The sequence below is a fragment of the Lampropedia cohaerens genome (assembly GCF_001005215.1).
GTDB classification, from domain to species: domain Bacteria; phylum Pseudomonadota; class Gammaproteobacteria; order Burkholderiales; family Burkholderiaceae_C; genus Lampropedia; species Lampropedia cohaerens.
Map to the genome: position 1 here is coordinate 72,405 of NZ_LBNQ01000008.1, position 10,398 is coordinate 82,802.

Consider the following 10,398-nt stretch of genomic DNA (forward strand, 5'->3'; position numbering starts at 1 on the left):
TGAACAGGGTATCCACTCCGCTATTTCTCTCTGTGCGCACGACCGATCACGCCATGAACCGCTCCACCCCGTATGCGACTGTCCCCCCATGCCGCTCATGCCCGGCCGCGAGGCAACGCGGCTTCACGCTCATCGAAATCATGGTGGTGGTGGTCATCATCGGCGTGCTGGCGGCACTGGTGGCCCCAAGCATCCTTGGTCGAACCGACGACGCCCGCCAGACCGCTGCGCGGGCCGACATCAATACCCTGATGACGGCGCTCAAGCTCTATCGCACGGACAACATGCGCTACCCGACCAGCGAACAGGGCCTGCAGGCACTGATTACCCGCCCGACCACGGAGCCCGTACCAACACGCTGGAGCCGGCCTTACATCGAAGGCGGCAAACTGCCCGTCGATCCCTGGGGCAATCCCTATGTCTATATCAACCCCGGCGTCTACGGTGAGGTGGATGTGCTGTCCTACGGCGCTGATGGCCAACCCGGCGGTGAGGGCGTCAACGCCGACATCGGCAGCTGGCACTGATCAGCGAGAACCTGCTGCATCGCCCGCTGGCACTGCCTCCTTCCGGCCATGTACAGGCACGCCGCTAACCGCTTTGCCGCCCAGCGCGGGCGAGGCTTCACGCTGCTGGAAGTTCTGATGGTAATGGCCATCATCGCCATCGGCGTCGGGCTGGTTGCGCTCAGCTGGCCGGACACACGGCTGCGCGCTCTGGAACGCGAGGGCGACCGCCTGGCCACATTGCTGGAAACCGCACGCGTGCACGCACGCGCCAATGGCCAGCCGCTGCGCTGGCGCCTGGACGCGCAGGGCTTTCGCTTCGAGGGCCAGCCACCGCACCTCATCGCCACCTTGCCAACGCACTGGGAGCTGGCCGACGTGCAGGCCAGCGCCGTCGCGCCACTGATACTCGGGCCCGAGCCGATCCTGCCGGCACAGCGTGTTGACCTGTTTCTGCCCGATCGCCCGAACGTGCGCGTCGTTGTCTCCAGCGACGGCCTGCGGCCGTTCCGGGCGGCGTTGGCGCCATGATGCGAAGCCACCGCGCCGCGCCGGGCTTCACGCTGCTCGAAGTGCTGGTGGCCCTGGCGATCACCGCCATCACGCTGGCCGCAGGTTCGCGCGCAGCGGGCGCCCTCATTCACAATGCCGAGCGGCGCGACACCGTGATGCTGGCACAGTGGTGCGCTGAAAATGCCCTTATCCAGGTGCGACTGATGGGGACACTGCCGCCCATCACCACGACCCAGTCCCAGTGCGAGCAGGCCGGGCGCCTCTTCCGCGTCGAACTGGTCAGCAGCGCCACCGTCAATCCGTCGCTGCGGCGCGTCGATGCGCGCGTGCTGGACAATGGCGCGCTGATTCTCTCTCTGACCACCCTCGTGGGGCGTTTCTGATGCAACGGCCGTCGCATCGCATGCCGTCACAAGGGCAAAAAGGCTTTACGCTGATAGAGGTGACCGTCGCCATGGCGCTCATGGCCATGGTGGCCGCACTGAGCTGGCGCGGCCTAGATGCCCTGCTGCAGGCGCACGAGCGCACCCGTCAGCGCGCGCTGCAGCACGCGGTGGTTCAGACGGCGATGATGCAATGGCAGACCGACCTGGATCAACTCGTGCAGCTGCCCGTCATCCCCGCCATCGACTGGAACGGCAAGGTCTTGCGTCTCACGCGCGCCGCGGCGCGCACCAGCGCCACGGAGCCCGCGCGCCTGCTGGTGGTCGCATGGAGCGAGCGCAACATCGATGGCCAACGCCAATGGCTGCGCTGGCAGTCCCAACCGGTGTTCTCCCGGCAGCAATGGGCGCAGGCCTGGGAAACTGCGGCACGCTGGGCGCAAGGGCATCCGGTGCGCGACTACGGCAGCGAGGTCGTGCTGCTGCCCATCCATGACTGGCGTCTTTACTTCTCGCGCGAGGGGCGCTGGGTCAATCCACTCTCCCACCAGGGCGGCGGCGACGTGGCGGACGCTCCTCCCGTGCCCAATGCGCCTCAAGGTGAAGGCGACTCGGGGGATGCGCCACCTGCCGCTGCCTATGCCGGCCCGCGCGAGCGCGCCGACATTCCGGACGCAGTGCGCCTGCAGCTCGACGTCGCATCGGGGGCTTTCATCAGCGGTCTGATCACGCGGGACTGGCTCAACCCCACCTTCGGAGCCAACCGATGACGCGGACACGGCAGCCAGCCATCGGTGGCGCAGCGCCTGAGCGCGGCGCGGCACTGCTGCTGGCCATGCTCATCGTGGTGTTGGTGGCCAGCCTCGCCGCCGCGACGACGTGGACACAACGCCAAAGCGTACAGGCCGAACGGGACGAGCGCGCCCAGCAGCAGTCGCGCTGGCTGATCCGCGGCGCGCTGGACTGGGCCAAGATCGTGCTCGTGCAGGATTACGAAGCCGACCGCATCGCCGGCCGCACCCTGGTCGACCATCTCAATGAGCCCTGGACCGTGCCACTCGCTGAATCGCGCCTGGGGACATTTCTTGCCGCTGACAACAACGTGTCGACCGATGCCAATGCCGACCTTACCGAGGCCTTTTTCTCAGGCGGCATCGAGGACCTCAATGCCCGCCTGAACGTTGCCAATCTGATCTCAGGGGGGGCGCTGGACGGCGCTGCGGTTGCCCAGTTCCAGCGCCTGTTTCTCTCACTGGGCCTGGCACCCGAGCTGGTCATCAGCATGGCTGAAAGCTACCTGGCATCCACGCTGCTGGCACTGGATGCCAACGTTGCCATCACGCCGACCTGCACCGATGAGCTGGTCTGGCTGGGGCTGACGCCGGCACAGCTGGATCTGCTGCGCCCCTACGTCACGGTACTGCCCACACGCACCACCATCAACCTCAATACTGCCAGTGAGCGGGTGCTTGCCGCCGCATTCGATCCCGAGCTCAACAGTGCTGCCGCAACCTTGGTCGCGGCGCGGGCGCGGGCGCCCCTGACAAGCCTGGCGCAAGCGCAGTCGCTGCTTGCCGCGCAGCCGGCACTCAGCACCATGCAGTACAGCGTCAGCAGCGACTACTTCCGCGTCGCCGGCCACATGCGGCTGGAGGACCTCGAGGTGCGCGACAGCTACATCCTGCACCGCGATGGCCGCCGCGTGCGCATCATAGGACGCGAGTGCCGCAGCGCCACGGCGCCGGGCAGCACGGGGGCATTGCCTTAGAACCTGTTCACGCTACTGCCACCTCATGTCCACTCGTCCAGACGAATGGCCTTGAGCATTGTCCGCCGTTGCACATAGTCGGGCATGACGCGTTGCACATGAGCCCAGAACCTCGGGCTGTGGTTCATCTCGCGCAAGTGCGCCAGCTCATGCACCACCACGTACTCGAACAGCGGCGGCGGCAGTTGCAACAGCCGCCAATGCACGCGAATCGCACCATTGCTTGAGGCACTTCCCCAGCGCGTGCTGGCATTGGTCAACGAAAGACGCGTCGGCACCACGCCCAACAGCGGCGCGTACTGGTGACAATAATCCTGCAGCGTCTGCATGGCCTGCGCGCGCAGCCAGCGCTCAACGCATGCGCCAATGCGTTGCGGAACCGAGCGCGGGGCATTGACCAGCAACCTTGCCACCGGCCGTTCACTACCCGAAGCCAGCGTGTTGCCGTGCTGGGATGTCTGTGCTCGCACCAGATATCCTGTTTTGCGCACCGCCATGCCCACGTCCTGCACCGCTGGTGCCTGCCACTGCAGTCGCGGTTGCCGGCCCGGGAACTCCGCGCAAACCTGCACCCACTCGCCGCGCCAGGCGAACCACGCTCCGTCCGACCACGGCGGAGGTGCTGCAGTCTGCCCCTGCACTTGCTGCTGCGCAGCCTGCAACTTTTGCAGAATCCAGCCGGCCTTGCGCTGCAACAGCGCATCCACTTGCGCTGCCGGTAGCAACGGCGGTGTTCTCACCTGCAAGCCTTGCGGGGTCACCACCAGCCCGACAGAGCGGCGCTGTCCGGTCGCGAGAATATAACGGATAGCAACAGGCCCAGCCGGACCTTGCAGGGTCACCATCCGGTTCGCCAACGGATGCGCAAAGCTGTTCATTGAAACATCCTGCCAACTGCCTCAAGCGAAAGACGATGGTCAGCGACTGCTAACGTGCGTCCTGGCCATCGGTGTAGGCTTGGGGATCAATGCGGCGCATCTCGGATTCGATCCAGTCCTGCACTTCATCCATCACTGCCTGCGCCTTCCTGCCCTTTGTCGCAATCGGGGGACCGAAGGAAATGTCCACCACGCCCGCCTGCTTGACAATGGCACGCGGCGGCCAGCAGCGCGCCGAAGCAATGGCCACAGGAAGAATCACCGCATCCGCCTCAATCGCAAGGCGCGCGCCACTGCTCTTGTAGCTTCCCACCTGCCCGCGCGGCACGCGCGTGCCCTCGGGAAACATGATCACCCAGTTGCCTTGTGCCAGCAATGCCCTGCCCTGCGACAGCACCTTGTGCAGGGCCTTCTCCCGCTGCGCCCGGTCGATATGCACCATGTCCATGCGGCGCATGCCCCAGCCAAAAATGGGAATCGACAGCAGTTCCTTCTTGAAGACATACGAAAGCACCTGCTCGCGCAGTATCAAGGGCATGACAAAGGTGTCGTAAGTCGACTGATGCTTGGCCAGCACCACCACCTTGACACCGGAATTGCGCGCCGGAACGTTCTCCAGCCCATGCACGACATACCGGATCCCAAGCATCCACTTGGCGCTGGACACACAGACAGCAAGCCAGGCCACGCCAATGCGGTATATCGGCTCCCCCTTGCGGAAAATCGCAACGATGAACAGAACCGTGCCAAACCCAAGCATGCTGATGCCCATGACCAGCAAGTGCAACCAGGAGCGCACGGCCGCCGTCAGGAAACGCAAAGGTTGTTGTCTGAAAGTCATGGATGAAGACATTGCTCAAAGATCCATAAGAACGAAGCCCCTTGCAAAGGGGATTGCAAGGGGCTTGTTGGAGTAGGAGCCTGACGATGACCTACTTTCGCACGGGGATCCGCACTATCATTGGCGCGAGTCTGTTTCACGGTCCTGTTCGGGATGGGAAGGGGTGGTACCAGACTGCTATAGTCATCAGGCATAACTGGTGAGGCTGCGGCTTGAGGGTTTTGGTGTTTCAAGCTGCGAGCCTATCATAGAGTCGAATGGTAATTGATTGCGAGGCAACGCGTTGGTTGGTTTGCCTTGGTTGGTTGGTGAGAAACCAAAGTTATAGGGTCAAGCCGCACGGGCAATTAGTACTGGTTAGCTCAATGCATTGCTGCACTTGCACACCCAGCCTATCAACGTCGTGGTCTTCAACGACCCTTTAGGGGGCTCAAGGCCCCGGCAGATCTCATCTTGGGAGAAGTTTCCCGCTTAGATGCTTTCAGCGGTTATCTCGTCCACACATAGCTACCCGGCGATGCCACTGGCGTGACAACCGGTACACCAGAGGTGTGTCCACTCCGGTCCTCTCGTACTAGGAGCAGGTTCCCTCAAATCTGCAGCGCCCACGGAAGATAGGGACCAAACTGTCTCACGACGTTTTAAACCCAGCTCACGTACCTCTTTAAATGGCGAACAGCCATACCCTTGGGACCGACTTCAGCCCCAGGATGAGATGAGCCGACATCGAGGTGCCAAACACCGCCGTCGATATGAACTCTTGGGCGGTATCAGCCTGTTATCCCCAGAGTACCTTTTATCCGTTGAGCGATGGCCCTTCCATACAGAACCACCGGATCACTTAGTCCTACTTTCGTACCTGTTCGACTTGTCAGTCTCACAGTCAAGCACGCTTATGCCTATGCACTATTAGCACGATGTCCGACCGTACCTAGCGTACCTTCGAACTCCTCCGTTACGCTTTAGGAGGAGACCGCCCCAGTCAAACTGCCTACCATGCACTGTCCCCCGCCCTGATTCAAGGGCGCAGGTTAGAACCTCAAACACACCAGGGTGGTATTTCAAGGACGGCTCCAGCAGAACTAGCATCCTGCCTTCAAAGCCTCCCACCTATCCTACACAGATCTGTTCAAAGTCCCATACAAAGCTACAGTAAAGGTTCATGGGGTCTTTCCGTCTTTCCGCGGGGAGATTGCATCATCACAAACATTTCAACTTCGCTGAGTCTCTGGAGGAGACAGTGTGGCCATCGTTACGCCATTCGTGCAGGTCGGAACTTACCCGACAAGGAATTTCGCTACCTTAGGACCGTTATAGTTACGGCCGCCGTTTACTGGGACTTCAATCAAGAGCTTGCACCCCATCATTTAATCTTCCAGCACCGGGCAGGCGTCACACCCTATACGTCCACTTTCGTGTTTGCAGAGTGCTGTGTTTTTAATAAACAGTCGCAGCCACCTATTTTTTGCAACCCATTCATGCTCGGCTGTTCACCTCACACTACTAGGGCACACCTTCTCCCGAAGTTACGGTGTCAATTTGCCGAGTTCCTTCTCCAGAGTTCTCTCAAGCGCCTTAGAATACTCATCTCGCGCACCAGTGTCGGTTTGCGGTACGGTCGTTACAAGCTGAAGCTTAGTGGCTTTTCCTGGGACCCCGTTCAGTTACTTCGCAGGCAAGCCCGCTCGATCGACAGCCTCGGTTTATGTGTGCCGGATTTGCCTAACACACGCCTACTTCTGCCTAAACTGGCTATTCCAACAGCCAGATAACCTATTAAGATCCGTCCCCACATCGCACTTGTAATCGGTGCAGGAATATTAACCTGCTTCCCATCAGCTACGCATCTCTGCCTCGCCTTAGGGGCCGACTCACCCTACGCCGATGAACGTTGCGTAGGAAACCTTGCGCTTACGGCGAGGGGGCTTTTCACCCCCTTTAACGCTACTCATGTCAGCATTCGCACTTCTGATACCTCCAGCAGCCCTCACAGGCCACCTTCGCAGGCTTACAGAACGCTCTCCTACCACGCACAGTTATCTGTGCATCCGCAGCTTCGGTAACTGGCTTAGCCCCGTTACATCTTCCGCGCAGGACGACTCGATCAGTGAGCTATTACGCTTTCTTTAAATGATGGCTGCTTCTAAGCCAACATCCTGACTGTCTGTGCCTTCCCACCTCGTTTCCCACTTAGCCAATTTTAGGGACCTTAGCTGGCGGTCTGGGTTGTTTCCCTCTCGTGTCCGGACGTTAGCACCCGGTGCACTGTCTCCCAAGCTCTACTCTGCAGTATTCGGAGTTTGCCTTGGTTTGGTAAGTCGCCATGACCCCCTAGCCAAAACAGTGCTCTACCCCCGCAGGTAATACTTGAGGCACTACCTAAATAGTTTTCGGAGAGAACCAGCTATTTCCGAGTTTGTTTAGCCTTTCACCCCTATCCACAGCTCATCCGCTACTTTTGCAACAGTAGTCGGTTCGGTCCTCCAGTACCTGTTACGGCACCTTCAACCTGGCCATGGATAGATCACTCGGTTTCGGGTCTACACCCAGCGACTAGACGCCCTATTCGGACTCGATTTCTCTTCGGCTCCCCTATTCGGTTAACCTCGCCACTGAATGTAAGTCGCTGACCCATTATACAAAAGGTACGCCGTCACCCCTTTCAGGGCTCCGACTTTTTGTAAGCATGCGGTTTCAGGATCTATTTCACTCCCCTCCCGGGGTTCTTTTCGCCTTTCCCTCACGGTACTTGTTCACTATCGGTCGATTACGAGTATTTAGCCTTGGAGGATGGTCCCCCCATCTTCAGACAGGATTTCACGTGTCCCGCCCTACTTGTCTCTAGCTTAGTACCACACAGGTCTTTCTTGTACGGGGCTATCACCCACTATGGCCGCAGTTTCCAATGCGTTCCAATATCCCCTGTGCTATCTCTAGACGGCTGCTCCGATTTCGCTCGCCACTACTTTCGGAATCTCGGTTGATTTCTTTTCCTCTGGGTACTTAGATGTTTCAGTTCCCCAGGTTCGCCTCCTTGACCTATGTATTCAGCCAAGGATACCCTCGCGGGTGGGTTTCCCCATTCAGAAATCTTCGGATCAATGCTCATTTGCCAGCTCCCCGAAGCTTATCGCAGGCTATCACGTCTTTCATCGCCTGTAATCGCCAAGGCATCCACCACATGCTCTTAGTCACTTGACCCTATAACTTTGGCCTCTGCAGCTCTCACCACAAAGCCCTCTGCCATCTCAATCAAGCAAACTTCTCTAACGCGTTATTGCCGTAATTCACGCTTGTCTTGCCAGGCACGCACTCGCGTGCATGCCCTGAGAACAATCGTCAATTACTTGAAGCATCCAGGCTCAGCTTTCGCCTCGCCCGCATGTTCGTTCTTGACGCAATCAATTTTGCCGCTGATGGCACGGTGAGCACTTTCGCACTCTTTCCATCAGCAACAATGATTCGACTCTATGATTTTTTAAAGAACAGCCGTATTCATCGATCTCCATCGACAAACAACAAAGAATCCTTCGCCTTTTGGCGAAAGCTCCTTTGGTGTTCAACGATTCTTGGTGGAGGATGACGGGATCGAACCGACGACCCCCTGCTTGCAAAGCAGGTGCTCTCCCAGCTGAGCTAATCCCCCTACTATCCTCTATCCATTGGATTCTTGGTGGGTCTAGTTGGGCTCGAACCAACGACCCCCGCCTTATCAAGACGGTGCTCTAACCAGCTGAGCTACAGACCCAAGCACTACCAACCACACCCAGAACCCTCGGCACCAGGATGTAATCAACAGCTCGTCTTCCAACAACCGATAAGTGTGGACGTTTGGCAAGCCTTCGCTTGTCTTTTCCAGAAAGGAGGTGATCCAGCCGCACCTTCCGGTACGGCTACCTTGTTACGACTTCACCCCAGTCACGAGCCCCGCCGTGGTAAGCGCCCTCCTTGCGGTTAAGCTACCTACTTCTGGCAGAACCCGCTCCCATGGTGTGACGGGCGGTGTGTACAAGACCCGGGAACGTATTCACCGTGACATGCTGATCCACGATTACTAGCGATTCCGACTTCACGCAGTCGAGTTGCAGACTGCGATCCGGACTACGACCGGCTTTATGGGATTGGCTCCACCTCGCGGCTTCGCGACCCTTTGTACCGGCCATTGTATGACGTGTGTAGCCCCACCTATAAGGGCCATGAGGACTTGACGTCATCCCCACCTTCCTCCGGTTTATCACCGGCAGTCTCATTAGAGTGCCCAACTTAATGATGGCAACTAATGACAAGGGTTGCGCTCGTTGCGGGACTTAACCCAACATCTCACGACACGAGCTGACGACAGCCATGCAGCACCTGTGTTACGGCTCTCTTTCGAGCACTCCTCTATCTCTAAAGGATTCCGTACATGTCAAAGGTGGGTAAGGTTTTTCGCGTTGCATCGAATTAAACCACATCATCCACCGCTTGTGCGGGTCCCCGTCAATTCCTTTGAGTTTTAGCCTTGCGGCCGTACTCCCCAGGCGGTCAACTTCACGCGTTAGCTTCGTTACTGAGAAAGTTAATTCCCAACAACCAGTTGACATCGTTTAGGGCGTGGACTACCAGGGTATCTAATCCTGTTTGCTCCCCACGCTTTCGTGCATGAGCGTCAGTGCAGGCCCAGGGGATTGCCTTCGCCATCGGTGTTCCTCCGCATATCTACGCATTTCACTGCTACACGCGGAATTCCATCCCCCTCTGCCGCACTCCAGCCATGCAGTCACTAATGCAGTTCCCAGGTTGAGCCCGGGGATTTCACATCGGTCTTGCATAGCCGCCTGCGCACGCTTTACGCCCAGTAATTCCGATTAACGCTCGCACCCTACGTATTACCGCGGCTGCTGGCACGTAGTTAGCCGGTGCTTATTCTTACAGTACCGTCAGCAGACCAGGGTATTAACCCAGCCCTTTTCGTTCTGTACAAAAGCAGTTTACAACCCGAGGGCCTTCGTCCTGCACGCGGCATTGCTGGATCAGGCTTGCGCCCATTGTCCAAAATTCCCCACTGCTGCCTCCCGTAGGAGTCTGGGCCGTGTCTCAGTCCCAGTGTGGCTGGTCGTCCTCTCAGACCAGCTACAGATCGCAGGCTTGGTAGGCCTTTACCCCACCAACTACCTAATCTGCCATCGGCCACTCCAGTCGCGCAAGGCCCAAAGGTCCCCTGCTTTCATCCGTAGATCTCATGCGGTATTAGCCACTCTTTCGAGTAGTTATCCCCCACGACTGGGCATGTTCCGATGTGTTACTCACCCGTTCGCCACTCGCCACCAGGTGCAAGCACCCGTGCTGCCGTTCGACTTGCATGTGTAAAGCATGCCGCCAGCGTTCAATCTGAGCCAGGATCAAACTCTTTAGTTCGATCTCTTAAAAACTCACTCACTCAAGCGGAATTGAAGTAAACCTGTAAGCTAAAAAAAGATCTCTCAACCTCTTCTCGGCCTACACACTTCTTCTTCTGTTTGCATGAGCG

The 10,398-nt window shown here is 58.6% G+C and carries 7 protein-coding genes, 2 tRNA genes and 3 rRNA genes; 5 read left to right on the forward strand and 7 right to left on the reverse strand.

Annotation, left to right across the window (positions count from 1 at the left end):
* Positions 1-53 precede the first annotated feature (53 nt).
* From gspG to gspK, 5 genes are read left to right on the forward strand one after another with little or no spacing between them, the layout of a single operon-like run.
* Positions 54-527 (forward strand): type II secretion system major pseudopilin GspG, encoded by a 474-nt coding sequence (gspG, locus tag AAV94_RS00755; protein ID WP_046740414.1) that lies wholly within the window; start codon positions 54-56, stop codon positions 525-527.
* Between the two features lie 48 nt (positions 528-575).
* Positions 576-1,037 (forward strand): prepilin-type N-terminal cleavage/methylation domain-containing protein, encoded by a 462-nt coding sequence (locus AAV94_RS00760; RefSeq protein ID WP_046740415.1) that lies wholly within the window; start codon positions 576-578, stop codon positions 1,035-1,037.
* Positions 1,034-1,402: a type II secretion system minor pseudopilin GspI gene (gene gspI / locus AAV94_RS00765; protein WP_331396712.1), complete on the forward strand. Its 369-nt coding sequence runs from the start codon at positions 1,034-1,036 to the stop codon at positions 1,400-1,402. The genes AAV94_RS00760 and gspI overlap by 4 nt, the downstream gene beginning before the upstream one ends.
* On the forward strand, positions 1,402-2,172 hold the full coding sequence (locus AAV94_RS00770) for a PulJ/GspJ family protein (RefSeq protein WP_052754841.1): 771 nt from the start codon (positions 1,402-1,404) through the stop codon (positions 2,170-2,172). Before gspI ends, AAV94_RS00770 begins: the two co-directional genes overlap by 1 nt.
* On the forward strand, positions 2,169-3,170 hold the full coding sequence (gene gspK, locus AAV94_RS00775) for a type II secretion system minor pseudopilin GspK (RefSeq protein WP_046740416.1): 1,002 nt from the start codon (positions 2,169-2,171) through the stop codon (positions 3,168-3,170). Before AAV94_RS00770 ends, gspK begins: the two co-directional genes overlap by 4 nt.
* Before the next feature lie 23 nt (positions 3,171-3,193).
* Here the strand turns inward: gspK and AAV94_RS00780 are convergent, their stop codons facing one another.
* From AAV94_RS00780 to AAV94_RS00810, 7 genes are all read right to left on the reverse strand, one after another.
* On the reverse strand, positions 3,194-4,048 hold the full coding sequence (locus AAV94_RS00780; protein WP_052754842.1) for a M48 family metallopeptidase: 855 nt from the start codon (positions 4,046-4,048) through the stop codon (positions 3,194-3,196).
* Positions 4,049-4,097: 49 nt separating this feature from the next.
* Complete coding sequence (locus AAV94_RS00785; protein ID WP_046740417.1) at positions 4,098-4,889, reverse strand: lysophospholipid acyltransferase family protein; 792 nt, start codon at positions 4,887-4,889, stop codon at positions 4,098-4,100.
* Between the two features lie 78 nt (positions 4,890-4,967).
* Positions 4,968-5,080, reverse strand: a 5S ribosomal RNA gene (rrf, locus tag AAV94_RS00790).
* Positions 5,081-5,215: 135 nt separating this feature from the next.
* A 23S ribosomal RNA gene (locus AAV94_RS00795) occupies positions 5,216-8,090 on the reverse strand.
* A gap of 369 nt (positions 8,091-8,459) precedes the next feature.
* Positions 8,460-8,535 (reverse strand) — tRNA-Ala (locus tag AAV94_RS00800).
* A gap of 25 nt (positions 8,536-8,560) precedes the next feature.
* Positions 8,561-8,637, reverse strand: a tRNA-Ile gene (locus tag AAV94_RS00805).
* Positions 8,638-8,748: 111 nt separating this feature from the next.
* Positions 8,749-10,286, reverse strand: a 16S ribosomal RNA gene (locus tag AAV94_RS00810).
* Together the 16S, 23S and 5S rRNA genes with 2 tRNA genes alongside form the textbook arrangement of a ribosomal RNA operon.
* Positions 10,287-10,398 lie beyond the last annotated feature (112 nt).

Coding starts and splice junctions, on each gene's coding strand:
- gspG (WP_046740414.1), top strand. CDS start 54: ATGAACCGCTCCACCCCGTATGCGACTGTCCCCCCATGCCGCTCATGC.
- AAV94_RS00760 (WP_046740415.1), top strand. CDS start 576: ATGTACAGGCACGCCGCTAACCGCTTTGCCGCCCAGCGCGGGCGAGGC.
- gspI (WP_331396712.1), top strand. CDS start 1,034: ATGATGCGAAGCCACCGCGCCGCGCCGGGCTTCACGCTGCTCGAAGTG.
- AAV94_RS00770 (WP_052754841.1), top strand. CDS start 1,402: ATGCAACGGCCGTCGCATCGCATGCCGTCACAAGGGCAAAAAGGCTTT.
- gspK (WP_046740416.1), top strand. CDS start 2,169: ATGACGCGGACACGGCAGCCAGCCATCGGTGGCGCAGCGCCTGAGCGC.
- AAV94_RS00780 (WP_052754842.1), bottom strand. CDS start 4,048: ATGAACAGCTTTGCGCATCCGTTGGCGAACCGGATGGTGACCCTGCAA.
- AAV94_RS00785 (WP_046740417.1), bottom strand. CDS start 4,889: ATGACTTTCAGACAACAACCTTTGCGTTTCCTGACGGCGGCCGTGCGC.